Consider the following 26,699-nt stretch of genomic DNA (forward strand, 5'->3'; position numbering starts at 1 on the left):
TGCTCAGGCGTGGTGAACGAGAGACGCGGATTCATGCGGATCGGTCATGCCCGGATCGTTCTTTATGAGGTCGGCCCAGCGAACTTCGATGCCATTGCGATGGGCTTTCCTGGTGATCTTGATACCGGTGGCATCCATCGTCACGGTAAAAGCTTGTCCTTGAATATCGATTTGGCGCTTGAGTGGTTTGTCCAGTGGTGTCATGAAAATCTCCCGGCAAACATAAGCAACGCATGGCGGATGCGTTTACCTATGTCTCGTTATTGAGTGTTTGTGTGCCGACGCAGTGAAGGTATTCGCGCAGCCAATGCGGGATGTCTCCCTGCGTGATCCACGCCGTCACCATGCAACGACGTTCGTCAAGAACAAGGCAAGGAGTTGTGAGCGTTATGCGTACAACGCTGCCGAGCCGCGCGGATATTCATATTGCGGTACATGACTGCATGTGCCGCAATATGGTTTTGATTCATGTTTTTGGCTGTCTAGGCAAGAAGAAGCTGCGTTTTTCGCGACTTTCTGAGCATGGGTGAAGCATCGCTTGTCCGAAGACACGCAACGCCGTAACGCACCGCGCGCAACAGCTCTGCTTTTCCGTAAGGTTTGCGAAGGACGCTCATGTCGTGCGGATACTGCGGTCCCAGTGCATCCCAATCACCAGAGGCAAGGATGTAATGACGATGGCGCCGGCTTTGCCGCATTTTTCCGGCCATTTCCATGCCGGTGATTTGATGATCCAGGCGCATATCCGTCACCACGACACCGATGTCCGGATACTGGTGCGACAGGCGTAATGCCTCCGCAACACCTCGGGCCTGGAAGACTTTATAGCCCGCTTTGCTCAGCGTGTGCGAAGCGAGGTCGCAGGTGTCCAAATCGTTATCGACCACCAAAACATGCATAACCGCTTTCCATTATGGCGCGGCATCCTGGTTTCCCCGTGAGATGATTTTTGATCTGGTGTATGACAGCGGCATGAACCGGGCCTTCCGGCGGCATGCTGCTATTCAGCATCCAACAGCGTTTTCGCCTAAAGTTGGTGCCAGGAAAAAGTATGCTTTTCGCACCGAATGGCGTGATTATTTGCTTTATAACGACAGGCTAAGCAAAAGCAGTGCCGAAGCGCATGTATAGCCGGCGTTACAAGAGGATGTTTACACTTAGTACACGAAGTCTTGCATACAAGTGAGTCAAGGTGAGGCTGTAATCGTCGAGCATGCGTGGCAGGAAGCCGATTCGAGCGTATGTGTCGGATAGCGGTTACAGTTCACTCGGCACGACGCAAAAATCATGTCGTCACTTCAGGAGAAACCTCATGAATCGCATGGTATTGGGCTTTGCAGTCGCTTGTATCGGTTTGGCCATCGGCGGATGCCAGAATCCGAGCAGCAGCAACAATGGCGCGGCTCCCGCCGCCGGCGGGGAAGGAACGCCTGCTCCAGCCGCGCCAGCACCATCTGCCACCGCCAATGCTCCCGCAGGCGCTCACAGCGCCATGATGCCGCCCGCCGCCAGCGGAACGGCCCAGATGCCGGCCTCTCCGTCGACCTCGTCGGGCCATTAATACCTTGGGCCGGTTTGCCGTCGGCGGCCCTGCCGACGGCAAGCTTGCAGTAGCTGTATTCACAGCTGCTGAAACTTGTTTTGACCTCATCTTCACGTCATTCGGCGCCTTCGGATTTATCGGCCACTGTCCGGGTGAATATTCATTATCTGTTGGGTCATTCCCGAATACCGTTCGTCGCAGTGCCGGGATCGGCACGTTTCGAGTGAGGATGGCATGAAGACTGTTCTGCTCGTCGAGGACAATCGCGATGTCCTTGTTTCCACGGCGTACATGCTTCAGGACGCCGGTTACGAAGTGGTAGCTGCAGCCAATTCCGGTCAGGCCAAGGAAGTTGCCTCGGTCCGAACGGATATCGGCGTGATCGTTACCGATCTGAATCTCAACGAAGGCATGAACGGTATCGAGTTGGGGATGGCCATGCGCGAAGACGGGCTGAAATGTCCGTTGATCGTGATGTCCGGCGATGCCGATCCGCCGGAGCACGGCATGCTTTCCTGGATGACGTACCTGCCCAAGCCGTTTGATCGCAGGGCCTTGCTTGCCGCGATTACCGGTAACGTGCAGCCGGTCGTTTCATAGCCAAGAAGCCACTGGTACGTTCCAGAACAGGCTGCAAAAGTCCGCTCAGCTTTTTTGACAGCGAACGTCCGGCATTCGGTCGGGCATGTATTGGCAGTCGTGAAAAGCGCTGCCTGTCAGTTGCCAGCCGCCATGACCTTCGTCGGCATCCGTGTTCCAGATATACGTCCATGACAGATAGGTCATCGTGGTTTGCGAAACGATGGTGACGTGTTCGCCCGGCTGCCCGGCTATCGGAAGCAATGCAGGCTTTTCATCCAGCGATGCATGCGAATGCAGTGAGGGGGATGATTCGGTATTGGTGGAGCGAATCGCTGTCCTGATGGTAATCAGATCCACATCCGTGCTGATGGCTTTGGCGACGAACTGGCCATTGCGGAAATCATGATAGTTGGCCGTATCGCGCGCGATCTGTGTGCGAATCCAGTTTGCCCACATGGCATACGTAGGGGTGTTGGGAACCAGTTGCATGGTTTGCACGCTGTTGGTTACTTGTTCGTCGCTGATATTCGGCGGCGATGCCAGCGTTATCGTCGACATGACAGCTGAAAAAACCGTAGCGATCGATATTCCCTGTGCCTTTCTCATCGTCACGCCCCTGTGGCTGAGTAAGGATGTAGTTCGTCCGTTTGATGTGGCGAAATCCCTGGTGATTACCGTACCGCCAGAGCCCGCGGCCCTATTGAACCACAACGAAAAAGGCCACCCGATGGGGTGGCCTAAGTCGTTGAATAGGTTGGTGGGCGGTACAAGGATCGAACTTGTGACACCTGCCGTGTGAAGGCAGTGCTCTACCGCTGAGCTAACCGCCCGCCGTGAACGCGCAACTATACGGATTACGAGCGGATAGGTCAACCACCTGGCGGGTTTGCCGTTCCCTTGATCAGCCCTGAGCGCTGGGCGGCTAAAATGTCCCGTTCCCCTCCTTAAGCAGCCTTCCCCATGCACTTCGATCTCTCGCATATCCTGCATTCCCTGCAGAATTTCCACCTGACACCGTGGAAGGCAGTCGGCTATCTGGGCACCCTGATGTTCACCGGCCGCTGGTTCGTGCAGCTGTATTACACCCGCAAATACAAGCGGGTGGTCATGCCGCTTTCGTTCTGGTGGATGTCGGTGACGGGCAGTGCCTTGTTGCTGGCCTATTTTGTCTTCGGCAAGAACGACTCGGTGGGCATTCTTTCCAATTTCTTCCCGGTATTCGTGTCGGTCTACAACCTGGTGGTGCACCTGCGGCATCACAAGAACAATACGACCGGCGACGATACCGCGTGAAAGGCGAGGAGTGAGTGGAGAGGAGTGAGAAGTAAGAGAAAGGCCCGTTTATCGCAGCGCAGAAGCTCTTCTCTCACTTCTCACTCCTCTCCACTCACTCCTGGCTCCCCCTACTCGGGATCGTAGTCCAGATTCGGCGCCAGCCATCGTTCGGCTTCTTCGCGTGTCCAGCCTTTGCGCTTCGCGTAATCATCAACCTGTTCGCGGGTGATGCGGCCCACTACGAAATACTGGCTGCCAGGGTGGGAGAAATACCAGCCGGATACCGCCGCTGCCGGGTACATGGCGAAACCTTCCGTCAGCTCGATGCCGGTGTTGCGGGTGGCGTCGAGCAATTCGAACAGCGCCGTTTTTTCGGTGTGATCCGGGCAGGCGGGATAACCGGGGGCAGGGCGGATGCCGAGGTATTTCTCGTTGATTAGCGCTTCGTTGTCGAGCGATTCCTCGGACTGATAACCCCAGAATTCGCGGCGAACGCGTTCGTGTATGCGCTCGGCAAAGGCTTCCGCCAGCCGGTCAGCCAAGGCCTTGAGCAGGATCGCGGAGTAGTCATCGTGCGCGGCCTCGAAGCGCGCAACGTGCTCTTCGATGCCGATGCCGGCGGTGACGGCAAAGCCGCCCAGCCAGTCCTGCTTGTTTTCGTCCTTGGGGGCGATGAAGTCAGATAGGCAGAAGTCGGGGCGTTCGACAGGTTTTTCCGCTTGTTGGCGCAGGTGATGCAGGCGTGCGCCCGTTTGTTTCCCGGAGCGTGCGAGGTTTTTAGCCGTGGTGATCTCGATATCGTCGCCGATGCTGTGTGCCGGCCAGAAACCGATGACGCCACGTGCGGTAAGCCAGCGCTCGGCAATGATCTTGTCGAGCATCGCCTGCGCATCGGCGAATAGTTCAGTGGCCTGCTTGCCGACGATGTCGTCCTCAAGGATCGCAGGGTAACGGCCTGCCAGTTCCCAAGCCTGGAAGAATGGCGTCCAGTCGATGTACTGGCGCAGTTCGGCCAGATCGTAATCGTCGAACACGGTCAGACCGGGCTTTTGGGGCTGCGGCGGTGTGTAGTTGGTCCAATCGCCCTGAAAGCGCTGATTGCGCGCATGTTGCAGTGGCACCAGGGTCTTGGCGGTGCTGCGGTTCTTGTGGCGTTCGCGAATGTCCGCGTATTCGGTTCGGATCTTCGCCATGAAGTTGTCGACCAGTTCCTTGCTGATCAGCGATTGCGCGACGCCGACAGCGCGCGAGGCGTCCTTCACCCACACGGTAGGGGATTTGTAATGCGGCTCGATCTTCAGCGCGGTGTGCGCACGCGACGTGGTGGCGCCGCCGATCAGCAGCGGAATCTGGAAATCCTGTCGCTGCATTTCGCGTGCGACCTGACTCATTTCTTCCAGTGACGGCGTGATCAGGCCGGACAGGCCGATGATATCGGCGTTGTGTTCGCGGGCGGTGTCCAGGATCTTCTGTGCCGGCACCATCACGCCAAGATCGATGACCTCAAAGTTGTTGCAGCGGAGCACCACGCCGACAATATTCTTGCCGATGTCGTGCACATCGCCTTTGACGGTGGCCATCACGATAGTGCCGTTGTTCTTGCCGGCATCGCCCGTGCGCAGTTTTTCTGCCTCGATATACGGCAGCAGATAGGCCACGGCTTTCTTCATTACGCGAGCGGATTTCACCACTTGTGGCAGGAACATCTTGCCGGCGCCAAACAGGTCGCCAACGACGTTCATGCCGGCCATCAGCGGGCCTTCGATCACGTCCAGGGGGCGACTGGATTGCTGGCGTGCGTCTTCGGTGTCTTCGTCGACGTACTGGTCGATGCCGTGCACGAGCGCATGGGCAAGGCGTTCGTGCACCGGTTTCTCTCGCCAGGCCAGATTTTCGGTAACGGTTTCGCCTTTCCTGGCTTTGTACTGATCGGCGATTTCCAGCAGGCGCTCAGTGGCGTCAGCGCGACGGTTGAGTACTACGTCTTCAACGCGTTCGCGCAATTGCGCGGGCACATCGTCGTAGATCATCAACGCACCAGCATTGACGATGCCCATGTCCATGCCGGCTTTGATCGCGTGGTACAGGAATACGGAGTGGATCGCTTCACGTACCGTGTTGTTGCCGCGGAACGAGAATGATACGTTGGATACGCCGCCTGACACATGGCTGAGCGGGAAGCGCTTTTTCAGCTCGCGCGTGGCTTCGATGAAATCCACGGCGTAGTTGTTGTGCTCTTCGATGCCGGTGGCGATGGCGAAAATGTTCGGATCGAAGATGATGTCTTCCGGCGGAAAGTCCAGTTCTTCGGTCAGCAGCTTGTACGCGCGCGAGCAGATGTCCACTTTGCGCGCGCAGGTATCGGCCTGGCCCTGTTCGTCGAAGGCCATCACCACCACGGCGGCGCCGTATTCCAGCACTTTGCGGGCATGCTCAAGGAAGACGTCCTCGCCCTCCTTCATCGAGATCGAGTTGACCACGCCTTTGCCTTGCAGGCAGCGCAGGCCAGCTTCAATCACACTCCACTTGGAGGAGTCGACCATCACCGGCACGCGGGCGATGTCGGGTTCGGCGGCGATCAGGTTGAGGAAGCGTGTCATCGCTGCCTCGGAATCGATCAGGCCCTCATCCATGTTTACATCAATGATCTGCGCGCCATTGGCAACCTGCTGACGTGCAACGTCAACGGCTTCTTCGTAGCGTTCTTCCTTGACCAATTTCTTGAACTGCGCCGAGCCAGTGACATTGGTGCGCTCGCCGACATTGACGAACAGCAGGTCTGGCGTGATGACCAGCGGTTCCAGGCCGGCGAGGCGGGTGTAGCGTGTGATGTTCATTAATGACGCGCGTGTTCACACCCTCTCCCCTTCGGGGAGAGGGTGTGGGTGAGGGAATAATCTTGCGTGAGGGTTGGACTGCCAGCGTTTGAACGCGAGATCTGTGGCTGCACGTACGAAGCTCCGCGCGCGGCTGTACTCTCGCCCCAACTCTCTCTCCGGAGGGGAGAGGGAGCTGTTTGGGGCAATAAGAAAAAGCCGCTCATGCTGCTTCCTGCTCTTCAGACGGCAGCGCGCGTGGCGCGCATTGGCTCACTGCCTCCGCAATCGCCTTGATATGCGCGGGCGTTGTGCCGCAGCAGCCACCTACCATGTTGAGCAGGCCATCGCGCGCGAATCCACCAATCACCGCAGCCATCTGCGCCGGCGTTTCATCGTATTCGCCGAAGGCGTTTGGCAGCCCCGCGTTTGGATGCGTGCTGACGTAGCATCCGGCCACGTTCGATAGCGTTTGCACATGCGGGCGCAGGTCGGCCGCGCCGAGCGCGCAATTCAATCCCACCGACAGTGGACGGATATGCTTGATCGAGTAGTAGAACGCTTCCGACGTTTGACCCGACAGCGTGCGGCCGGAGCGGTCGGTAATAGTGCCGGATATCATCACGGGCAAGCGGGAGCCACGAGCGCGGAACAGCTCGCTCAGTGCGAACAAGGCGGCTTTGGCGTTGAGCGTGTCGAAGATGGTCTCGACCATGATCATGTCGGCGCCGCCATCGATCAGGCCGCTGGCCGATTCGGTGTAGTTGTCGACCAACTCTTCAAAGGTGACATTGCGAAAGCCGGGGTCGTTGACGTCCGGTGACAGCGACGCAGTTCTGCTGGTGGGCCCGAGAATGCCGATGACGAAACGCGGCTTGTCCGGCGTCTTCGCCGTATACGTGTCACAGGCCGCGCGGGCCAGCTTCGCTCCTTCACGATTCAACTCGTAAGCCAGATGTTCCAGGTGGTAGTCCGCCTGGCTGATGCGCGTGGAATTGAAGGTGTTGGTTTCGATCAGATCGGCACCGGCTTCCAGATAGGCCTCATGAACGCCGCGGATGATCTCGGGCTGGGTGAGCGTCAACAGGTCGTTGTTACCTTTCAGGTCGCAGGAACCGGGATGATCGTGACCATGTGCGTGGTTGCCGTCATGTCCATCGACGAAGCGTTCGCCGCGAAAGCCGGTTTCATCCAGCTGATGACCTTGCAGCATGGTGCCCATGCCGCCATCGAGAATTAGAATGCGCTGGCGCAGAGCGGCTTCGAGCAACGCGACACGGTCAGGATGAAGCCAGGGCAGGGTGCTCATGAGGAAACTCCTTTACGGCTTGCGCGCCAACAGGCTGATGACTTCGAAATGTGGTGCCTTGCGCTCGCGGCTCAAGCGATTGCAACTGATGACCTCCAGCTTGGCCTGGGCGGCGAGCTTGGTCAGATCCTGCTGTGTAAAGCCCAGGTTGCGGTGATCGAAGGGCTCCACGACGGCGCGGTGATCATGTCGGTCGAGGGTAACGGCCAGCAGTTTGCCGCCTGGACGCAAGACGCGCGCGGCTTCGGCGATGGCCTTGGGCGGATGCTCGGAATAGGTCAGCGCGTGCAGCATCAACACCAGATCAAAACGATTGGCTTCCAGTGACAATGCATGCATGTCACCGTGGCGTACTTCGACGTTGTCGAAGTTGGCGAGCCGTTTGGCAGCCGCTTCCACCACGCGCTCGCCCGCATCCACGCAGACGATCGAGCGTGCATGCGGAGCCAGCAGTTCCGCGGTAACACCGTCACCGGACGCGATATCCAGCACATCGCCGGTTTCGAGTAATTGCAGCAACGAACGGGTCAGGGTTTCCCAGGTGCGGCCGGGTGAATAGTGGCGCTCCATGTCGCCTGCAACCGTATCGGCCCAGCCTTCATCGCGGGCGCGTTCGGCGAGTACGCCGGGCAGACGAGCGGCATCTTCGCGTAGCAGGGCGTCATCGATGCTTTCGCGCAGCGAACGGATCAAGGCGTGTTGACGCTCATCGCCTTCGCTATTGGCGCGGTAATAAGCGGAAACGCCGGCACGCCGGTCACGGACCAGTTCGGCTTCCTTGAGCTTAGCCAGGTGGGTGGACACGCGCGGTTGCGCCAGATGCAGCACAGCGGCGAGTTCGGCCACGGTCAGCTCCTCGCGTTCGAGCAGGGCCAGCAGCCGCACGCGAGTGGGATCGGCCAACAGGCGCAACACGCTGGAGGCGGTGGCCAGATCCATCGTGCATCCTTATATCGCGATAGAGAGATGGTTAGGGTAGGTGTGGAACGGGCAAGCGTCAAGAGCCAGGAGAGAAGAGAGAGGAGTTAGAAGTGAGAGGAGTTAGAAGTGAGAGGAGTTAGAAGTGAGAGGAGTTAGAAGTGAGAGAGAGCATCCGTCGGTGCCGACAGGCTTTTCTCTAACCTCTCACTCCTCTCTCTTCTCCCCTAGCTCTTGCTGCACCTGCACAAGGCTCCGTGCCCGCTCCCGGCTAAAATGGCCGGCTCTCCCACCTGTTCGTCCCCGGAGCCCCTCATGGATTTCCGTTTTACCGAAGACCAGCTCTCCATCCAGGCGATTGCCCGCGATTTCGCGCAGAAGCGCATTGTGCCGGTAGCGGCCGAGCTCGACGCCAAGGGCGAGTTTCCGCTGGAGAATATTCGCGAGATGGGGCAGTTGGGCCTGATGGGTATCGAAGTGCCGCATGAATACGGCGGGGCGGGTATGGATCCGATCGGCTACGTGCTGGCGATGATCGAGATTGCCGCGGCAGATGCGGCGACCTCCACCATCATGTCGGTGAACAACTCGCTGTTCTGCAATGGCATCCTCAAGCACGGTACGGAAGCGCAGAAGCAGAAGTACGTGCGTGCCATCGCGGAAGGCGAGGCGATCGGCGCCTACGCGCTGACAGAGCCGCAGTCGGGCTCGGATGCTTCGGCCATGCATACGCGTGCCTGCAAGAATGATGACGGCGACTGGGTGATCAATGGCAAGAAGAGCTGGATCACCTCGGGCCCGGTGGCACGCTATATGGTGCTGTTCGCCATTTCCACGCCGGGTATTGGTGCGAAGGGCGTGTCGGCGTTCATCATTGATACGCAGAAATCGGGCTTCCACGCAGGTAAGACCGAACCGAAGCTCGGTATTCGCGCGTCGGCCACCTGTGAAATCGAGTTCAACGATTATGTCTGCTCGAAAGACGACCTCCTGGGTGAAGAGGGCAAGGGCTTCTCCATCGCCATGGGCGTACTCGACGCCGGCCGCATCGGCATTGCCTCGCAGGCAGTCGGTATCGCCCGCGCCGCCTACGAAGCAACGCTGCAATGGTCGCGTGATCGCAAGGCGTTCGGCCAGCCGATCGGCACTTTCCAGATGACGCAGGCGAAGATCGCCGACATGAAGTGCAAGCTCGACGCCGCCACCCTGCTGACGCTGCGCGCGGCGTGGGCAAAGGGTCAGGCGGAGAAGAATGGCGGCCGTTTCGGCACCGAGGCGTCAGTAGCCAAGCTGGTGGCTTCCGAAGCGGCGATGTGGATTGCACATCAGGCCGTACAGATCCACGGCGGCATGGGCTACTCCAAGGAAATGCCGTTGGAGCGCTACTTCCGTGATGCCAAGATCACCGAGATCTATGAAGGCACCAGCGAAATCCAGCGCATGGTGATTGCACGCGCCGAAACCGGTTTGCGTTGATACGTTGAGCAGTACTCGTGCAGGGTCGTTCAGCCCGTGCGTGGTAACTGGACGGCGTATCACTAGTCCACCGGAATGCGGAATGCATTCCGGTGGCGGATGAAAGAAGGCGTGGTTGTCTTCTCGTGGAGCCTGTTCAAAGGCGTCCACGCAGACGCCGCATCGCAAGGGACGCGGCACCACGTGCGGAAATAGAACGCCCGGCCGTGCACCGAAGTCAGTGACACGGATCAGATCGTGCGTTTCGAAGACGTCCATGTGGATGCGCCGCTTTATCGAGGCGGTTGAAGCACAACCGCGTACTGCGTAATCCCGACCGCAAGGCGTCTTGCCCACTTCACGGGCGCAGCTCGCTCCCGATCGACACGGTCGTAGCTCCCTGATCTGAGCGCTTATCGATAGAGTGAGAGTCATTTCGCGTGGACTGCCAATGCCGCGCCATGCTTGCCATGCCTCGTGGATTCCATCCCATTGCAGCGCAATTAATCGGCGCGGCGACAGGTTGTACTTCGACATCACGACCGGGCCGCGGCGCGTGCTCCGTTTCGCGCATCTCGGATAAGTCGGTTACGACACCAAGTCCCGTCTGATAGGACGTCTGCCGCTTTCTGTTTTTCTCGGCCAATGGAGGGTTCGACAGATATAAATATATACCGCACCACGACGATGATCAGTACATACACTGATGACGTTCGCCGTATTGACCGCCCTGTTGGTGGCTAAAGGATGCGCTGATGGCTTGTGCGATTTGTAGGTGGATGCCGCACGTTCGCGTACGAATGAGGAGTTGTGCGCGTCTGTGGTGTTTTTTAGGCATGGTTTGATAGTAATTTGCCATGTCAACGCGCAACTGATTGTCGAGTTGTTGAGAGCGTTCTTGAGTGGTTGTTTTTGGACCCATAAGAGCGCGCACAGGGATGTTGCTGATAGGGGCGGGACGGATTGTGGAAGCTTCGCAAGTTGCTGGTGTGGCACCGGTTTCAGTCAAGGAGCGAGCCAAGGAAAAACTGATTCGCGACTTGGGTGCAACCTTTATGGCTGCCTTTCGCGATCCGACTACGGTTGAAATCATGCTGAATGCCGACGGCAGGCTCTGGCAGGAGCGGCTGGGTGAGGGCATGCGGCCCATCGGCCGTATGCGAGCCAGTCAATCCGAGGCAGTGATCAAGACGGTCGCGGGTTTCTATGGCAAGGAAATCACCGCGGCCAATCCGGTGCTGGAATCCGAATTCCCACTCGATGGCTCACGCTTTGCGGCGCAGCTCACGCCGATCGTGAGTGCCCCGACCTTTGCGATACGGAAAAGGGCCGTGGCGGTGTTCTCGTTGGAGAAATACGTAGAGAAGGGAATCATGACGGCAAGACAGCGTGAGATTCTTGTGCAGGCTGTACGCAATCACCGCAATATCCTGGTCATCGGTGGAACCGGCTCGGGCAAGACGACCCTGGTCAACGCCATCATTCGCGAAATGTCGGAGCAGTGTGCTGAAGAGCGCGTGCTGATCATCGAAGACACCGGTGAAATTCAATGTATCGCCGAAAATCACGTGCAGTACCGCACGTCGCCGGATATCAGCATGACGCAACTATTGCGCACTTCCTTGCGCATGCGTCCGGATCGCATTTTGGTGGGTGAGGTGCGTGGTCCGGAGGCGCTGGATTTGCTGATGGCCTGGAATACCGGCCATGAAGGCGGAGCTGCGACGTTGCACGCTAATGATGCGCGTGCCGGCCTGAGTCGCCTGGCGATGCTAATCAGCATGCATCCGGATGCGCCCAGACCCATCGAGCCGCTGATTGGCGAAGCCGTGCACGTGCTCGTGCATATCGGACGAACGCCAACCGGTCGAAGCGTTCGCGAAATCGTCGAAGTCGGTGGCTACGACAACGGGCGCTATCAGCTGCGTCAAATCTAAACCAACCTAGTGAGTGAATTTATGGTCAGTAACGCTGCCGTTCTGCGGCTTTGGGAAAAGTACGGCATGGTCATGCTGATGTTGTGTGTAGCGTCGGCGATGGTGCTTGTGCCGGATTTGGCGCACGCGACCGACGTGGGCGCTGGCACAGGCCAGGACAGCCTCCCGTTTGAGACACCTCTGAAAAATTTGGGCGAATCACTTTCCGGTCCCGTTGCTTTTTCAATTTCATTGATTGGCATTGTGGCAGCGGGAGCCATACTTATTTTTGGCGGTGAATTGAGTGGATTTATGCGCTCGATGGTGTTTCTGGTTCTGGTGATAGCGGTTCTCGTCAATGCGTCGTATGTCATTAAATTCATAAGCAGCGACGCAGCGACCATTGCGATGCGTGGGGTGACGGTGCATGGGGCGGCTTTTCTTCAAGGCCTGCAAGTGGTGTTGGGCTGATGGCCATCCGAACCATTCCCATTCGTCGCGTGGGTAACCGGCATACCCTCTTTCTTGGTGGGGACCGTGAACTCGTGATGTTCAGCGGTTTGCTGGCCGGGGCGCTGGTCTTCAGTGCGCAGGAATTCAAAGCCTTCGTGGTCGGCGTCACGTTGTGGACGCTGGCACTGATGGTATTTCGAGCGATGGCCAAGGCTGACCCCAGGATGCGTCATGTATACCTGCGTCAACGTCGCTATCGCGTCTACTACCCGCCGCGCTCCACCCCTTATCGGGTCAACGGTGTCGCCGAGGATAAGCAGTTCCGATGATGCTGGTAATTGTTGCGCTGACTATCGCGATAGCAGCACTGGGCGTGCTGTTGACGCTTACGTTATTCCTGCGCATTCGCAAGCTGGATTCCGAGGTAAAGCTCAGGAAGTATCGCGATGGCGGTCAAGGTACGGCCGATCTGCTCAACTACGCTGCGGTGGTCGACGATGGCGTGATCGTGGGCAAAAACGGCTCGTTCATGGCCGCATGGCTGTACGAAGGCGATGATATCGCCAGCAGTACGGACGAGCAGCGTGAGCTGGTTTCCATGCGGTTGAACCAGGCCATGGCGCGGCTGGGTAATGGTTGGATGATCCATGTGGATGCGGTGCGCAAGCACGCAACCGGCTATGCATCACCGGATGCATCCGCTTTCCCTGACCCGGTGTCAGCGGCTATCGATGAAGAGCGGCGCCGGCTGTTTCAAAGTCTTGGCACGATGTATGAAGGCTACTTCGTGCTCACATTGACCTATTTTTCACCGCCGCTGGCACAGCGAAAATTTGCCGAGCTGATGTTCGACGACGATATGGAAATCGGTAGCCGGGCGGAGCGGACCCTATCGGTGATCGAGCACTTCAAGCGTGAGTGCGAAACCTTTGAATCGCGTATCTCCAGTGTGATTCGCCTGATGCGTTTGCGAGGCCATGCCAAGGATACGGAAGAGGGCGGGCAGGTTACCTATGACGATTTCCTGCGATGGCTGCAATTTTGTGTCAGCGGCACGGATCACCCGATCCAGTTGCCGAGCAATCCGGTGTACCTGGATGCGCTGATCGGTGGGCAAGAATTGTGGAGTGGCGTCGTGCCAAAGATCGGGCGGCACTTTATTCAGGTGGTGGCTATCGAAGGCTTTCCGCTGGAATCCTATCCGGGCATGCTCGGTGTGCTGGCAGAGTTGAACTGCGAATACCGCTGGTCCAACCGCTTCATCTTCATGGACACGCACGAGGCACTTAGTGACCTGGAAAAGTACAGGAAGAAATGGCGCCAAAAAGTACGCGGCGTATTCGACCAGTTCTTCAACACCAATAGCGGCGCGGTCAATCACGATGCGCTGATGATGGTCAATGACGCCGAGGCCGCCATGGCCGAGGTGAATAGCGGTCTGGTGGCGTTGGGTTATTACACCAGTGTGGTAGTGCTGATGCATGAGGATCGCAATCAGTTGGCGGCTTCGGCGCGCCAAGTGGAAAAGGCGATCAATGCGCGAGGTTTTGCGGCACGGATTGAAACGATCAATACCCTGGACGCGTTCCTAGGCAGCTTGCCAGGCCATGGCGTCGAAAATGTGCGCCGGCCGCTGATGAACACACTTAATCTGGCCGACTTGTTGCCCAGCAGCACGATCTGGACCGGCAGCGCTACCGCGCCGTGCCCAATGTATCCGCCGCAGTCGCCGGCATTGATGCAGTGCATGACCCAAGGTGCTACGCCGTTCCGGTTGAATCTGCATGTCAACGACCTGGGTCATACCTTCATCTTTGGTCCAACCGGCGCAGGCAAGTCCACGCATCTGGGCATGCTGGCGGCGCAGTTGCGTCGCTACCAGGGCATGTCCCTGTATTGCTTCGACAAGGGCATGTCGATGTATCCGCTGGTCAAGGCATGTGGCGGTTTGCACTTTGAGGTCGCCGGTGACAATGACAGTCTGGCCTTCAGTCCGCTGCAATTTCTGGAGACGAAGTCGGATCGCGCCTGGGCCATGGAATGGATCGACAGCATCCTGGCCTTGAATGGCGTGAACACGACGCCGTTGCAACGAAACGAAATCAGCAACGCCATGCTTAACCTGCACGCGAGTGGCAGCTCCACGTTGTCCGAGTTTGTGATGACGATCCAGGACGAAAGCATTCGCGAGGCACTTAAGCCTTATACGGCCGATGGCGCGATGGGGTATTTGCTGGATGCCTCTCACGATGGGCTGGCGCTGTCGGATTTCACGGTATTCGAAATCGAGGACCTGCTCAATCTGGGCGACAAATATGTGTTGCCGGTACTGATGTATCTCTTTCGTCGTATCGAGAAGTCGCTGTGTGGTCAGCCGGCCGCGATCATTCTCGACGAAGCATGGCTGATGCTGGGACATCCGGTGTTCCGCGCAAAGATCCGCGAATGGCTGAAGGTGCTGCGTAAATCGAACTGCCTGGTGCTGATGGCGACGCAGAGTCTCTCGGATGCGGCCAATTCCGGCATTCTGGACGTGATCGTCGAGTCGACGGCGACCAAGATCTTCTTGCCGAACAGTTTTGCGCGCGAAGAAGACGCGTCGGCGCTGTATCGGCGGATGGGCCTCAATTTCCGGCAGATCGAGATTATCGCGACCGCCGTGCAAAAGCGGCACTACTACTACGTCTCGGACAAAGGGCGCCGTCTTTACGACCTCGCCCTGGGGCCACTGGCCCTGGCTTTCGTGGGCAATACCGACAAGGAATCCATTACCACCATCAAGCGATTGGAAGCCGCGCACGGTGAGCGCTGGGTGGACGAGTGGTTGCATACCAAGGGACTTAGGATCGCCGAATACGGAGCTACGGCATGAGTTTTTTCAGGAAGAAGTCGCGCCCATCGGCGGAAGACAGCAAAAACCCTTATCTCAATGCGCAGCGAACCTGGAATTCGCATGTCGGCAGCCTGGTCGCTTCGCGCATGATCTGGCAGGTCGTGGCGGTGACCTCGCTGATGATCGTGCTGGCAAGTGTGGGTGGTCTGGTCTACATCGGTAGTCAGTCACGCTTCATTCCTTATGTGGTGGAGGTGGACAAGCTTGGTCAGGTGGCTGCGCAGGCGCCGGTACAGCGTACGGAAGCGATCGACCCGCGCATAGTTCGCGAAGCAGTAAGTAATTTCATTACCAATGCACGCGTGGTGACGCCGGATATTGCGTTGCAGAGAAAGGCCGTCTTCGATGTATACGCCATGCTCAACAAAGGGACGCCAGCGTCAAACAAGATGACGGAATTTCTCAACGGCAAGCCGGAAATGAATCCTTTCAACCGCTCTGCAAAAGAGACGGTAAATACCGAAATCCTTTCCATCATTCCTCAGACCGCCAAAACATGGCAGGTGGATTGGAAGGAAATCGTGCGCGATCGAAAAAGTGGCGCGGTCATCGGCAAGCCGTATTTGATGCGTGCGCTGGTCAGTACCGGCGTACGTGCGGGCGACGGCGGGGCAGGCGATGAACAGATGCGGGTCAATCCGCTTGGCATTTATGTCTCCGACTTTGCCTGGTCGAGACAGAATTAAAGAGAAAGGATATGAAAAAAAGGATTTTTCTGGCCATGGCCGCCGGCCTGGTTGCACAGGCGACGTATGCGGAAACGGATACCGAGCTTGCCGACAACTACTTCAACAAAACCAATCCAGTACTTACCGCACAGGAAAAGGCGGCGCTGAATATATCCAGGAAATGGAGCAACGATTCGGCCAATGGCATTAAGCCCGTGGCGGGTCCCAATGGCACGGTGACCTTCGTTTATGGCGGCACAGAGCCAAGCATCGTTTGCGCCGTGATGCAGGTTTGCGATGTAGCGCTACAGCCGGGCGAACAGGTCAGTTCGGTGAATTTGGGCGACTCGGTGCGCTGGCTGGTCGAGCCGGCGGTGAGTGGTGCGGGTGCCAACGCTATCCAGCATCTCATTATCAAGCCGCTTGACGTAGGTCTGGAGACTTCGTTGGTGGTTACGACCGATCGTCGTACCTATCATATGAGATTGCGTTCGCATCGTACCGAATACATGGCTAGCGTGGCTTTCAGTTATCCGGAAGTCGCTGCGGCGCAATGGGCGGCGCTTCAGCGTGCGCAAGCGACGGAGCGCAAGGTCAATACCTTGCCCACCACCGGCGAATACCTTGGCGATCTCGATTTCAACTACAAGCTTAGGGGGGCGGCGCCGTGGAAACCGGTACGGGTTTATAACGACGGCACCAAGACCATTATCGAAATGCCCAAGGCGATGTCCCAGACCGAAGCGCCAACCTTACTGGCGATTCGCGACAGTGGATCGGCTTTCAAGAAAGACGAGCAGGTGATGGTGAACTATCGCCTGCAGGGTAGCCGTTACATCGTTGATACGGTGATCGACAAAGCTGTTCTGATCGCTGGTGTGGGAAGTTCGCAGCAGAAGGTCATGATTGAGCGGAGCAAGAAATGATGCGCCCCTGCTCACGCTGGCTGGTCTTGCCGATGCTGGTAGCGTTCGCTGGTTGCGCGTCGATGCCTAAACAAGATGCCGCGCGCGCCAGGATTGCATCTGACGTCGGGCAGGCGGCGGCCAATGACGTCATCGGGGCCATGGTGCAAGTGGTTCCACCCGCACAAACGACACTATCCCTCAAGCGTCCGGCTACCGACAGTTTCGGAGAGGCTTTGGTGCAGGGCTTGCGGGCCCGCGGTTACGCTGTGGTAGAGCCCGTATCAGTACGGTCCGGCAAAGCTCGAGCCGGGACAGCGGAAGCGTCGGGTCCAGCGGTTTCGGCACCAGGTGTCGCGTTCGATTACCGCATCGTGGAGGTCGGCAACAGCGGGCTTTATGGCATGACTCTGTACCTGGGAAGTATTCGCCTGGGGCGACTTTACGCGTTGGATCAGGAGCGAGTAGAGCCGGCCGGCCAATGGACACGCAGCGAGTGATGAACCGTCATGGATAGGAATGAATTTGACCCCCTTTCTGACAAGAGACCGCCAGCGAAAGCATCCGGTGTGCGGCGCGTCAACAACATGCCGCTGATGATCGTGTGCGGTGTGATTGTCGTGTTCATAGTTCTTATTGTCATGGTGGCGGCGGAGCGCGCCAGCAAAGTGAAAAGGACGGCAGGGACTGAAATAGGGCGTCTGGACAAGGCGATGGCCGATCAGGTGCTGGGTGCTGCGGCTGGCCGTACCGGCGGTATCGTGGATGCTGACATCAAGGAGCCTTCGCTGCCTATCGCTGTGGTCGACGATCCCGACCAACCACCGTTTCCGCCCGGGAAAGGTGATCCGGAAATGGATGCGCTGCGCGCTTCCCGCATGGCTATGTTGCAGAAAGCCATCAGCGCGAGTATGCAGGTCAGTACGGCGATCCCCAAAAACAATACCAAATCTCAAGCTTCGGCGGTGCAGGCCGGTGGCGCCAATGATCCCGCCCGGATACCTCAGAACGGCACGCAGGATGATCATGCTTCAGATGCGTCACGAAACGGGGTGGAGTTTTCCGATGGCAACGAAGACAAAGCGGATCGCTGGCGTCTCGATCACACAGTGGAAGCACCTAGGACGCCGTTCGAATTACGCGCGGGCTTTGTCATTCCTGCGGTGCTGATGTCAGGTATCAATTCGGAGCTTCCTGGTCAAATCATTGGGCAGGTGAGTCAGGATGTGTACGACACGCCCACCGGCAAATACAAGTTGATCCCGCAGGGTACGCGCCTGGTAGGAACATACAACTCCCAGGTCGTTTACGGACAATCGCGTGTACTGGTTGCCTGGCAGCGATTGGTCTTTCCGGATGGAAAGGCATTGGATATTGGTTCAATGCCGGGCGCTGACGGTGCCGGTTACGCCGGTTTTGGCGACAAGGTCAACAATCACTACTTGCGCATTTTTGGCTCGGCGCTGCTGCTTTCCGGCATCGTGGCTGGCGTCAACTCGTCGCAAACAAATCCCGCTAACGACCCTTTTGGCACATCGACCAATACTCTCCTGACGCAGGCCATAGCGCAGCAGATGGGTACGGTGGCTACCGAGATGGTAAGGAAAAACATCAATATCGCGCCAACGCTTGAGATCCGTCCCGGCTATCGGTTCAACGTCATGGTCGTCAAGGATCTCACCTTTGCAAAGCCTTATCAGCCATTCGATTACTGAGCGGCGTTGCGGCGCTGGCTTCAGAGGAATGGCGAGCCCTGTTACGTGCCATGGGCGCACGCAATGGCCGTAAATATGCCCAATGATGGGTAGCCACAATAGCAAGGAGAAAGATATGTCTTACACGTTCGCCAAAAAAAGTGTGTTGGCGGCAAGCCTGATGGTGGGTGCCGGTTTTGCCGGTTCGGCTTCGGCGACCTTCTTTTGGTTCGTGCCTGCGAATATCGCAACGGAGAAAACGGCTAAGGATATCGAAGTAAATACTAGGAAATTGTGGGGTATTTCCGACAATACGCAGCAAATTTCTTCTAGTACGCAGAATATTTCTAATTATACGAATGATATAAAGGAGATTACAGAGAATAATTATGAGGTAAATAAAAATTTCACCTGGAATGACGAGAGTCAGGTTATCAACAATTACTATGGTTCTGACTCAGGTGTCATTCCGGTCAACACGGCGGTGAACACGGCTAACTACGGTAGTGTTGGAAGCTATATGGAGGATCCCAATGCCAGCAGCAACGGTCAGGGGGCTATCAGTAATCAGCAAGATATCAATAATGACCTGGTTGAGGTGGTGAATCGTCAGAGTACGCAGTTGGATGCGGAAAAGAAGCAGCTCTCTGCTTTCGCGGCGCGTACCTACGATGCGAAAGGCCTTGGTAATCAGATGCAGATTGCCAATTCGCTCGCAGCCCAACAGACCGTGCAGCAAATGGAGACGCGCTCGCTGATGGTCGCTCAAGCCAACGCGCAGGCAGCCGCTGCGCAGGCGGATACCGATCGCCAGGCTCGCGCTTACGCCAAGAGCCAGGCAATGCGGAAGGGTTTGGCTGACAACAGCAAGCTGACGTTTGCTAGCAACAGCGCGGGTCCTGAAGGCTAAACGAATAAAGGGTGCGCCAGCCACATGGCTGGTGCGCTTCTTATCCGTGTTGGCTCGCATGAGGCGCCAGAATGATCATGAAGCTGCTTGTCATGTTGCGCAGAGTCAGCGCTTGTCGATTTTTTTGCACAAAAGCATCGGCAATTGGAGATGGGAAAAAAATAAAAGGATTTAAATCGAATGGTCTTGTCTATCGGAGTGCCTTGCACAAGTGCTTGTCTTTTGAATGATGCCGGGCTTTGCCGCCGGGTAACGGTCTAGTTATGTTCTCTTTTCGTGTTAGATCTTGTGAGATGTTGCTGGCATTGATGCTGTGCCTGCTGCCGGTCGCAGTACAAGCACAGAATGCCCCGCAGGATGGTCAGCTGGTACCCGGCGTGATCAACCTGTTCACTTCGCTGAATCTCAATCTGGATGTTCTCCATGGCGCGGCGGAGAACCTTTTTTGGGGATTGGCAATCATCGGTCTGTTCTGGAGCATGGTTGTTCTGTTATTTCGCCGGGCAGACATTTCCGAATTTTTCTTCGAGATGGTCAGCTTCACCCTCTTTACAGGTCTTTTCTACTGGCTGTTGACTCAGGCCAGTGATTCGAGCGGACTTATTTCCGTTATCACCAATTCATTCAAGCAGCTCGGTGGAGATTTGACGGGGCAAGGCCAGGGCGGCAGTGATCTGGCCGTATCCGGCAATAACATCATCAACATGGGCTTGAGCATCTTTAACACAGCGGTCAACCAGACAGACGGCATGGCGCCGGGTGAGCAGATGATGCTCTTTACTGTCGCTCTATTGGTGCTAGGGGCACTCGCGCTGATCGGAACGCAGGTTGTGCTTGTTCTGATCATGGCCTGGATGCTGGCCTACGGCGGTATTTTCCTGCTCGGCTTTGGCGGTTCGCGTTGGACATCGCTAGTCGCCATTAGCTACTACAAGCATGCGATCGCCGTGGGTATCGCCCTGCTTGGCTTGATGGTGATTGTCGCGTTCGGCGAAAGTGCATTGTATACGTCGACGACCCGGCTCGTTGGCGGTACCGCGATCGATATGTACACGCTTGCGCAAATGTTGGTGCTTAGCCTGATCATGATGGTGCTTTCCATCAAGTTGCCGAGCCTTTTGTACAGGATGGTTACGGGTTCGCAGCTGGGGCTGTTGGCCGGCACCGCAACGATGACCGGGCGCGCCATCAGCACGGGGAGTGGCGCGATTTATAGCTCGGTTTATAACTCCGCGACGCAAGCATTTAACGACTATCGGGCGCATTACCCTTCAATCTCGCATGAACGGAGCGATCAGCGCGGCCATATCGAGGGCGCATCAGCAGTCGTGCGCACTTCGGCCGTCGAGGCTATTCGCCAGGCCACGGTTGGCGTGGGTGTCGGTGATCCTGTTTATCAGTCGATGAATATGCCGCAGTACAACGCGGTAATGGGCCGAGTGACGCCTGAGGCGGTATCGGCGGCAGATGGCCAGAGCGGTAGCGTTTTTACTCACGCAGGCGACTCGAGCCAGCCCGGGTTCCACGCAACCTCACCTTCGGCGCAAGCTTCCCCCGCACCTCAGAAGACGAATTCGCAAGTAGGTGAGAATAGCGGGCCTGCAACATCCAACACGAATGTTTTGTACCGCGCGGGTTTGGCATCTGCGGGTACCACATCCGGTAGCGTTGCCATGCAGGAAAGCACGTCCCGCCATCCGATGCAGGGCGGTGCATCAAACGCCGCGTCGGCTGCGTCTAAAGCATCGGGTGCCGTTGCAACCGATATGACGGATGTACGTCAGCATGGTGGCATGGCGGCCGTCGGCGGCGCAGGAGCAATTACATCCGCCGCTGGGGCGACGCTTGGTGGTGGATTTCAGCCCAACATGCCCGCTCCGCAGACGTCCTCCGGCCATGCTGCTCAAGGCTCGCCACGGACGTCATCGGACGGTGTGTCCAACCAACAGGCGGGAGTCGCGGTGGCGGCCACTGGCGCGGCGATGGCTGCGGCTGGTGCGACTCAAAGTGCTGGGGCGCCAGCAAACATGCCCACTTCGGTGGCGTCTCCCGGCAAACCGGGTCAAGGTTCACCTGGCGTGTCGATGGATGGCGCGTCCAGCCAGAAGGTCGATGCCACCGTGGCAGCCACCGGCGCAGTTCAAGTCGGAGTGCAGCCGAACATGCCGGTGTCGGCAGATACTTCCCAGAAGCCTGTCGGTGGATTTCAGCCGAACATGTCTGCCTTGTCGTCATCCGGCAAGTCGGACCAAGGCCTGCCGCGGACATCGCCGGATGCGTCCACGCAAAAGGCCAGTACAACAGTGGCGGGCGCAGGTGTGGCTCAAGCTGGGACGCAGCCGAACATGCCTGTCCCGGCAGAAAAATCCCAGGAGGCTGGCGGTGGATCTCAGCCGAATGCGCCTGCTTCGTCGTCGCCTTCTGGCAAGTCGGATCAAGGTCTGCCGCGGACGTCGTCAGATGCGTTCACGCAAAAGGCCAGTACAACGGTGGCAGGCACAGGTGCTGCCCAAGGCGGCACGACCCAGTCGAACATGCCGGTCACGATGACTTCATCCCAGAGGCCGAACCAGGATTTGCTCCGGAATGCTCCGGATACATCGACCCAGAAGGCGGTTTCGTCTACTCGTACACTGGCGCGAGACGATCAACCCAGTCCGGTTGTTTCCAGTCGACCGGTCAAGAGCAAGTTCAAGCGCCGTGCCGGAAAAAACAAGATTGCATTGAAGCGTGAAGCCGGCAAGACCTCGTCTTCCGCCGATCCACGCCATCCGCGCAAGGACAGAAAACCTGTCAGGGACGACACGAAACCTGCCAATAGCGGCAAACCTGACCATGCCGGACCCACCGCACCCGCCGAAGATGAAGTGACGTCTTTACGAGATCGATCGTCATCGCAGTCCGGTGCAGACGCTGACGGAGATTGAGTCATGTTTCCCGCGTTGCCGGAAATGCCACCGCAGCAACAGGAAATGGTCGTCTGTTCCATAGGCGCCGGTTTGGCCTACGGCGTGCCGGTGAATATCGTTCTGGCGGTAGCTCAGCAGGAAGGAGGCAAGCCAGGGCAGTGGGTCAGAAACACTAACGGCACCTATGACGTAGGGCCTATGCAATTCAATACCACTTATCTGCGCCAATTGGCTCAGTACGGTATTACTCCGCAATCCGTTGCCCAACCTGGTTGCTATCCCTATCGATTGGCCGCGTGGCGGCTGCGTGGACATTTGAAGAATGACATGGGCGATATCTGGACACGCGCGGCGAATTACCACTCTCGAACACCGCAGTACAACGCACCGTACCGTCATGAAATCCGCCGGAAAGCGGATGCGTGGGGAAAATGGCTAACCGCGCACTATACGACCCATACAGTAGATACGTTGTTCTCCACGAAATTGGCAGGTACCGAGTGATCGTCCATGTTCAAACACATGACAGTGGCTTACAGCAATTAAGAGTGGTCTTGGTGGCCCGCGCAGGGTACTTTTGCTACAGCGCATGATCGTGCTTATCTGCGTCCAGGAAATTGCGATGGTGGCTGTGCGCACATTCCAAATCGTGTGGCGGGCATGCACGGCAACCATGTCGACGCAGGGTCAACGGCGACTTGGGTGGACAGCAAGCCCTTGATCCTAAACGCCTCGCTGGCAGCAAATATCTCGCTGATATTTGTAGCGCATCTGGATCAATTCCCATGGCTGCCAGTTGCCGGAATTTATGAAGACAATGCGCTGCATCGCATCCGGGCTGGATTGGAAATTCCGGTGAATTGCCTGAATCGCGTGCTGAAATAGCGTTACGAATAGGCCATGGCAGAGTCAATCTGCAAGTGCGTCGTCGGTGCAGTCAGCAGGCTCGATTGGATCTATCTAGTGTCGCTGCGGGGGTGGAGACACGATGAAAGTCGCGCCTGACGATCCTAAAAGACCCGCGGCTTCAAGTAGCGATTCGCATGTCACGTCGTCTTTCAGGTCGATGCGTCGTTCATGCATCACGTATTCGTCGTCGCCAAGCCAGGCAAGTCACGTGGGTAACTCAACGTGACGTTTTGCATGAGCGTGATCCCCAGAAAAACAACACCCTACCTCGGTGCACGAGGTAGGGTGGGGAAGGATCATCTCATTGGCCCCGGCATAGCCGGGGCATTGGTCGGGATGGCGATTGCCTCAATGCGGCGTGTGTTCGTGACGCGCCAGCTTGTGCGTAGTCTCATCCAGCTTGTCACCCAGCATGCGGCGCACGCTGACGTAGAACACCGGAATCAGCAGCAGGCCGAGGAAGGTGGCGAACATCATGCCGCCGATCACGCCGGTACCGATTTCGTGACGGGAGTTGGAGCCGGCACCGCTGGAGGTGACCAGCGGCAACACGCCGAGGATGAAGGCCATCGAGGTCATCAGGATCGGACGCAGACGTTGACGGGCTGCGGTAAGCACAGCGTCGAACAGCGTCTTGCCTTCGGCCTGCTGCTCCACCGCGAATTCCACGATCAGGATCGCGTTCTTCGCGGCGAGGCCTATCACCGTCACCATGCCGATCTTGAAGTACATGTCGTTTGGGAAACCGCGCAGCATGCAGGCCAGGGTTAAGCCGAGCACGCCTAATGGCACTACCAGCAACACTGCAACCGGAATCGACCAGCTTTCATACAAGGCAGACAAGCACAGAAACACGATCACGATCGACAGAATCATCAATAGCGTCGCCGAGTTGCCTGCAAGTACCTCCTGATAGGACTGGCCGGTCCAATCTGCACCAAAGCCTGCGGGCAGATCGGTGTTGATGATGTCCTGCAGCGTTGCCATCGCCTGGCCGGTGGAATAGCCCTTGCCGGCATCGCCCACGATTTCGATCGCCGGATAGCCGTTGTAGCGCGTAAGCGAAGGTGCGGCCATGCTCCAGGTGGAATGCACCACGCTGGACAGCGGGATCATGTTGTAGGGGCCATTGACCGACGGAGTGGCCGAGCTGGTGGAACTGGTGCTGGTGGTGAGCGTACTGGGCGTGTATATGTGACCGAATGCATCGGTATCCATGCGATACGCTGCGTCGGCCTGTACCATCACGCGCTTCACGCGGTCTTCGTAGATGAAGTTGTTGATGTACACCGGTGCCAGCATGAGCTGGATGGCGTTGTACACGTCACTTACCGACAGGCCCAGGGCAAATGCCTGCTGGCGGTCGACGGTCAGGTTGTATTGCGGGGCATCAGGCAGGATGTTCGGGCGGGCGCCGAACAGTGTGGGGCTTTGCGCTGCCTTGCCCAGTAGCATGCCCAGCGCTTGGGCGAGTTGTGTACGGGGTTGGCCGCTACGTGCCTGCAGATACATGTCCAGGCCGCCGAACTGGCTGAGGCCGCGGATGGTTGGCAGGTTCACTACGAAGATCTGCGCATCGCGAATGCCGTGCAGAACGCCGTTGGCCTGCCGGATGAAGTCATCCGCAGTGATCGAACGCACACTCCAGTCCTTGAGCTTGATGAACACCATGCCGGTGTTTTCGCTATGGCCCACGAAACTGAAGCCGCTGATCTGGTACATGCCCACATAAGTGTCCTTCAGCGGACTGGATGCGAGCTTGTCTTGTACTTCCTTCATCACCTGCTCAGAGCGCTCCAGCGTGGCGCCCGGCGGCAGGCTGACGATGGCCAGGGCAAAGCCTTGGTCCTCGCTGGGTACGAAGCCGGTGGGAAGCTTGGTGTAGAGGTAGCCGGCCAGCATGGTGACCAGGGCGAACACGATCATCCAGCGCGGTGCATGACGCACCGCACTGCCGATATGGCCGTGATAGGTGTGCGTCACCCGGTCGAAGGTCTTGTTGAACCAGTTGTAGAAGAAGTTCTTCTTTTCTTCGTGCGTGGGCTTGAGGATGGTGGCGCACAGGGCCGGTGTGAACGACAACGCGAGGAACGCCGAGAAGCCCATCGACACGGCAATGGTCAGCGCGAACTGCTTGTAGATCACGCCGGTGGCGCCCGGCTGCAATGCGGACGGAACGAACACCGCCGCCAGCACCACCGTAATGGCGACCACGGCGCCCTGGATCTGGCCCATCGCCTTGCGCGTGGCCTCCCTCGGGGAGAGGTTCTCCTCGGTCATGATGCGTTCGACGTTTTCGATCACCACGATCGCGTCATCCACCACGATGCCGATGGCCAGCACCATGCCGAACAGGGTGAGCTGGTTGATGGTGAAGCCCAACGGCGACAGGCCGATGAAGGTGCCGAGCAGAGCGACCGGGATCACCAGGGTAGGAATGATGGTGGCACGGAAGTTCTGCAGGAAGATCAGCATCACGAAGAAGACCAGGATGATCGCCTCGATCAGCGTGTGCACCACTTCCTCGATCGATACCTGCACGAACGGCGTGCTGTCGTAAGGAGCGAACCAGGTGACGCCTTGCGGGAAGTCCTTGGCCAGTTCGTCCATCTTGGCGCGCACTGCTTCGGCCACGGCCAGCGCGTTGGCGCCCGGCAGCAGCTGGATACCGAAGCCACCGACCGGTTGACCGCTCCAGGTGGACGTAAAGCCGTAGGTCTGCGGGCCGAATTCGGTGCGCGCGATATCCTTCATGCGCACCACGGTGCCGTCGGAGTTGGCGCGCAGGATGATGTTGCCGAACTGCTCGGGCGTGTTGAACAGACCCTCGGCCGAGACCGTGGCAGTGAAACTCTGCCCGCTGGTGGCCGGGTCGGCGCCCAGCGAGCCGGCGGCGAACTGCACGTTCTGCGCAGTGATCGCGTTCTCGACGTCAGTAGCGGAAAGACCGTAACCCTGCATCTTGTCCGGGTTCAGCCATACACGCATGGCGTATTCGGAACCTACCTGGAAGGTGGCACCTACGCCGGGAATGCGGCCGATCTGGTTGATCACTTCCGAGCCGACAATGTCACTGAGGCGGTTGCTGTCAATCTCCGGGTTGTTGGAGATCAGTCCCACGAACATCAGGAAGTCCGGATTGGACTTGGCTACCACCACGCCCTGCAGGTTCACTTCGGACGGCAACTGTGGCTGCGCCAACGACACCTTGTTCTGCACCTGCACCTGGGCGATGTCCGGATCGGTGCCGGTGGCAAAGCTCAGGGTGATCACGGACGTGCCGTTCGAGTTCGAGGCCGAACTGAAGTACAGCAGGTTGTCCACGCCGGTGAGCTGCTGCTCGATCACCTTGGTGACCGTATCTTCCATGGTCTGGGCGCTGGCGCCCGGGAAGGTGGCCGTCACTGTCACCTGCGGCGGCGCAATGTTCGGGTAGGACTCCACACCCATGTTCAGTACCGAGATGGTGCCGACGAGGGTGATGAGGATGGCGACCACCCAGGCAAAAATGGGGCGGTCGATAAAGAAACTCGGCATCAGTGTT

Annotated in this window: 22 protein-coding genes, 1 tRNA gene and 1 pseudogene; 16 read left to right on the forward strand and 8 right to left on the reverse strand. The window is 57.8% G+C overall.

Annotation, left to right across the window (positions count from 1 at the left end; translation table 11 throughout):
• Positions 1-3: 3 nt before the first annotated feature.
• Both ISP19_RS19450 and ISP19_RS19455 read right to left on the reverse strand, forming a co-directional pair.
• Entirely contained in the window at positions 4-204 is a 201-nt protein-coding gene (locus ISP19_RS19450; RefSeq protein ID WP_204684070.1) for a hypothetical protein, read from the reverse strand.
• A 278-nt stretch (positions 205-482) separates the two neighbouring features.
• A complete protein-coding gene (locus ISP19_RS19455; protein WP_204684071.1) occupies positions 483-899 on the reverse strand; it encodes a response regulator in 417 nt (138 codons plus the stop codon).
• Between the two features lie 43 nt (positions 900-942).
• Here ISP19_RS19455 and ISP19_RS19460 point away from each other — a divergent pair, with 43 nt between their 5' ends.
• The gene (locus ISP19_RS19460; RefSeq protein ID WP_204684072.1) at positions 943-1,131 is read left to right on the forward strand and encodes a hypothetical protein; all 189 of its coding nucleotides are present in this window, start codon (positions 943-945) and stop codon (positions 1,129-1,131) included.
• 646 nt (positions 1,132-1,777) lie between these two features.
• Entirely contained in the window at positions 1,778-2,143 is a 366-nt protein-coding gene (locus ISP19_RS19465) for a response regulator (RefSeq protein WP_204684073.1), read from the forward strand.
• 45 nt (positions 2,144-2,188) lie between these two features.
• On the opposite strand, the gene ISP19_RS19470 is transcribed toward ISP19_RS19465, so the two are convergent.
• Positions 2,189-2,683: a hypothetical protein gene (locus ISP19_RS19470; RefSeq protein WP_204684074.1), complete on the reverse strand. Its 495-nt coding sequence runs from the start codon at positions 2,681-2,683 to the stop codon at positions 2,189-2,191.
• 197 nt (positions 2,684-2,880) lie between these two features.
• Positions 2,881-2,955, reverse strand: a tRNA-Val gene (locus ISP19_RS19475).
• A 130-nt stretch (positions 2,956-3,085) separates the two neighbouring features.
• On the opposite strand from ISP19_RS19475, the gene ISP19_RS19480 reads away from it, so the two are divergent.
• Positions 3,086-3,418, forward strand: coding sequence for a lipid-A-disaccharide synthase N-terminal domain-containing protein (locus ISP19_RS19480; RefSeq protein WP_204684075.1), 333 nt, complete (start codon positions 3,086-3,088; stop codon positions 3,416-3,418).
• Positions 3,419-3,528: 110 nt separating this feature from the next.
• Here the strand turns inward: ISP19_RS19480 and metH are convergent, their stop codons facing one another.
• The 3 genes from metH to ISP19_RS19495 all read right to left on the reverse strand — a co-directional run bounded on the left by metH (position 3,529) and on the right by ISP19_RS19495 (position 8,464).
• On the reverse strand, positions 3,529-6,237 hold the full coding sequence (metH, locus tag ISP19_RS19485; protein ID WP_204684076.1) for a methionine synthase: 2,709 nt from the start codon (positions 6,235-6,237) through the stop codon (positions 3,529-3,531).
• Between the two features lie 202 nt (positions 6,238-6,439).
• Complete coding sequence (locus ISP19_RS19490) at positions 6,440-7,525, reverse strand: homocysteine S-methyltransferase family protein (protein WP_204684077.1); 1,086 nt, start codon at positions 7,523-7,525, stop codon at positions 6,440-6,442.
• A gap of 12 nt (positions 7,526-7,537) precedes the next feature.
• A complete protein-coding gene (locus tag ISP19_RS19495) occupies positions 7,538-8,464 on the reverse strand; it encodes an ArsR/SmtB family transcription factor (protein WP_204684078.1) in 927 nt (308 codons plus the stop codon).
• Positions 8,465-8,758: 294 nt separating this feature from the next.
• Here ISP19_RS19495 and ISP19_RS19500 point away from each other — a divergent pair, with 294 nt between their 5' ends.
• The 13 genes and pseudogenes from ISP19_RS19500 to ISP19_RS19560 all read left to right on the forward strand — a co-directional run bounded on the left by ISP19_RS19500 (position 8,759) and on the right by ISP19_RS19560 (position 23,131).
• The gene (locus ISP19_RS19500) at positions 8,759-9,919 is read left to right on the forward strand and encodes an acyl-CoA dehydrogenase family protein (RefSeq protein WP_204684079.1); all 1,161 of its coding nucleotides are present in this window, start codon (positions 8,759-8,761) and stop codon (positions 9,917-9,919) included.
• Between the two features lie 917 nt (positions 9,920-10,836).
• Positions 10,837-11,835: a P-type conjugative transfer ATPase TrbB gene (gene trbB, locus ISP19_RS19505; RefSeq protein ID WP_204684080.1), complete on the forward strand. Its 999-nt coding sequence runs from the start codon at positions 10,837-10,839 to the stop codon at positions 11,833-11,835.
• Positions 11,836-11,856: 21 nt separating this feature from the next.
• Positions 11,857-12,285, forward strand: a complete 429-nt coding sequence (locus ISP19_RS21445; RefSeq protein ID WP_275577154.1) for a TrbC/VirB2 family protein — start codon at positions 11,857-11,859, stop codon at positions 12,283-12,285.
• Positions 12,285-12,596, forward strand: a complete 312-nt coding sequence (locus ISP19_RS19515; protein WP_204684081.1) for a conjugal transfer protein TrbD — start codon at positions 12,285-12,287, stop codon at positions 12,594-12,596. The genes ISP19_RS21445 and ISP19_RS19515 overlap by 1 nt, the downstream gene beginning before the upstream one ends.
• Complete coding sequence (locus ISP19_RS19520; protein WP_239556953.1) at positions 12,593-15,139, forward strand: VirB4 family type IV secretion/conjugal transfer ATPase; 2,547 nt, start codon at positions 12,593-12,595, stop codon at positions 15,137-15,139. Before ISP19_RS19515 ends, ISP19_RS19520 begins: the two co-directional genes overlap by 4 nt.
• The gene (locus ISP19_RS19525) at positions 15,136-15,846 is read left to right on the forward strand and encodes a VirB8/TrbF family protein (protein WP_204684082.1); all 711 of its coding nucleotides are present in this window, start codon (positions 15,136-15,138) and stop codon (positions 15,844-15,846) included. Before ISP19_RS19520 ends, ISP19_RS19525 begins: the two co-directional genes overlap by 4 nt.
• 11 nt (positions 15,847-15,857) lie before the next feature.
• Complete coding sequence (gene trbG, locus ISP19_RS19530; RefSeq protein ID WP_204684083.1) at positions 15,858-16,754, forward strand: P-type conjugative transfer protein TrbG; 897 nt, start codon at positions 15,858-15,860, stop codon at positions 16,752-16,754.
• Complete coding sequence (locus ISP19_RS19535; RefSeq protein ID WP_204684084.1) at positions 16,751-17,233, forward strand: hypothetical protein; 483 nt, start codon at positions 16,751-16,753, stop codon at positions 17,231-17,233. The genes trbG and ISP19_RS19535 overlap by 4 nt, the downstream gene beginning before the upstream one ends.
• Positions 17,234-17,242: 9 nt before the next feature.
• Positions 17,243-18,448 carry a TrbI/VirB10 family protein gene (locus ISP19_RS19540; protein ID WP_204684085.1) on the forward strand — a complete coding sequence of 402 codons (1,206 nt, stop codon included), beginning with the start codon at positions 17,243-17,245 and terminating at the stop codon, positions 18,446-18,448.
• Between the two features lie 115 nt (positions 18,449-18,563).
• A complete protein-coding gene (locus tag ISP19_RS19545; protein WP_204684086.1) occupies positions 18,564-19,337 on the forward strand; it encodes a TrbJ/VirB5 family protein in 774 nt (257 codons plus the stop codon).
• Between the two features lie 293 nt (positions 19,338-19,630).
• Positions 19,631-22,264 (forward strand): P-type conjugative transfer protein TrbL, encoded by a 2,634-nt coding sequence (gene trbL / locus ISP19_RS19550; RefSeq protein WP_204684087.1) that lies wholly within the window; start codon positions 19,631-19,633, stop codon positions 22,262-22,264.
• A 3-nt stretch (positions 22,265-22,267) separates the two neighbouring features.
• A pseudogene (locus ISP19_RS19555) lies at positions 22,268-22,732 on the forward strand (lysozyme family protein); the annotation flags it as partial.
• A 174-nt stretch (positions 22,733-22,906) separates the two neighbouring features.
• Positions 22,907-23,131 carry a hypothetical protein gene (locus ISP19_RS19560; protein WP_204684089.1) on the forward strand — a complete coding sequence of 75 codons (225 nt, stop codon included), beginning with the start codon at positions 22,907-22,909 and terminating at the stop codon, positions 23,129-23,131.
• Between the two features lie 372 nt (positions 23,132-23,503).
• Here the strand turns inward: ISP19_RS19560 and ISP19_RS19565 are convergent, their stop codons facing one another.
• Positions 23,504-26,692: an efflux RND transporter permease subunit gene (locus tag ISP19_RS19565; protein WP_204684090.1), complete on the reverse strand. Its 3,189-nt coding sequence runs from the start codon at positions 26,690-26,692 to the stop codon at positions 23,504-23,506.
• Between the last annotated feature and the right edge of the window lie 7 nt (positions 26,693-26,699).

Origin of the sequence: Dyella flava, assembly GCF_016904955.1 — a bacterium.
GTDB lineage: Bacteria > Pseudomonadota > Gammaproteobacteria > Xanthomonadales > Rhodanobacteraceae > Dyella_B > Dyella_B flava.

Excerpts from the sequence above, each read along its gene's own strand:
- ISP19_RS19480 (WP_204684075.1), top strand. The coding sequence starts at position 3,086 with ATGCACTTCGATCTCTCGCATATCCTGCATTCCCTGCAGAATTTCCAC.
- ISP19_RS19455 (WP_204684071.1), bottom strand. The coding sequence starts at position 899 with ATGCATGTTTTGGTGGTCGATAACGATTTGGACACCTGCGACCTCGCT.
- ISP19_RS19535 (WP_204684084.1), top strand. The coding sequence starts at position 16,751 with ATGATGCGCCCCTGCTCACGCTGGCTGGTCTTGCCGATGCTGGTAGCG.
- ISP19_RS19520 (WP_239556953.1), top strand. The coding sequence starts at position 12,593 with ATGATGCTGGTAATTGTTGCGCTGACTATCGCGATAGCAGCACTGGGC.
- ISP19_RS19515 (WP_204684081.1), top strand. The coding sequence starts at position 12,285 with ATGGCCATCCGAACCATTCCCATTCGTCGCGTGGGTAACCGGCATACC.
- ISP19_RS19560 (WP_204684089.1), top strand. The coding sequence starts at position 22,907 with ATGCACGGCAACCATGTCGACGCAGGGTCAACGGCGACTTGGGTGGAC.
- ISP19_RS19495 (WP_204684078.1), bottom strand. The coding sequence starts at position 8,464 with ATGGATCTGGCCACCGCCTCCAGCGTGTTGCGCCTGTTGGCCGATCCC.
- ISP19_RS19565 (WP_204684090.1), bottom strand. The coding sequence starts at position 26,692 with ATGCCGAGTTTCTTTATCGACCGCCCCATTTTTGCCTGGGTGGTCGCC.
- metH (WP_204684076.1), bottom strand. The coding sequence starts at position 6,237 with ATGAACATCACACGCTACACCCGCCTCGCCGGCCTGGAACCGCTGGTC.
- ISP19_RS21445 (WP_275577154.1), top strand. The coding sequence starts at position 11,857 with ATGGTCAGTAACGCTGCCGTTCTGCGGCTTTGGGAAAAGTACGGCATG.
- ISP19_RS19545 (WP_204684086.1), top strand. The coding sequence starts at position 18,564 with ATGTCTTACACGTTCGCCAAAAAAAGTGTGTTGGCGGCAAGCCTGATG.
- trbG (WP_204684083.1), top strand. The coding sequence starts at position 15,858 with ATGAAAAAAAGGATTTTTCTGGCCATGGCCGCCGGCCTGGTTGCACAG.
- ISP19_RS19460 (WP_204684072.1), top strand. The coding sequence starts at position 943 with ATGATTTTTGATCTGGTGTATGACAGCGGCATGAACCGGGCCTTCCGG.
- ISP19_RS19490 (WP_204684077.1), bottom strand. The coding sequence starts at position 7,525 with ATGAGCACCCTGCCCTGGCTTCATCCTGACCGTGTCGCGTTGCTCGAA.
- ISP19_RS19450 (WP_204684070.1), bottom strand. The coding sequence starts at position 204 with ATGACACCACTGGACAAACCACTCAAGCGCCAAATCGATATTCAAGGA.
- ISP19_RS19465 (WP_204684073.1), top strand. The coding sequence starts at position 1,778 with ATGAAGACTGTTCTGCTCGTCGAGGACAATCGCGATGTCCTTGTTTCC.
- ISP19_RS19525 (WP_204684082.1), top strand. The coding sequence starts at position 15,136 with ATGAGTTTTTTCAGGAAGAAGTCGCGCCCATCGGCGGAAGACAGCAAA.
- ISP19_RS19540 (WP_204684085.1), top strand. The coding sequence starts at position 17,243 with ATGGATAGGAATGAATTTGACCCCCTTTCTGACAAGAGACCGCCAGCG.
- ISP19_RS19500 (WP_204684079.1), top strand. The coding sequence starts at position 8,759 with ATGGATTTCCGTTTTACCGAAGACCAGCTCTCCATCCAGGCGATTGCC.
- trbL (WP_204684087.1), top strand. The coding sequence starts at position 19,631 with ATGTTGCTGGCATTGATGCTGTGCCTGCTGCCGGTCGCAGTACAAGCA.
- trbB (WP_204684080.1), top strand. The coding sequence starts at position 10,837 with ATGTTGCTGATAGGGGCGGGACGGATTGTGGAAGCTTCGCAAGTTGCT.
- ISP19_RS19470 (WP_204684074.1), bottom strand. The coding sequence starts at position 2,683 with ATGTCGACGATAACGCTGGCATCGCCGCCGAATATCAGCGACGAACAA.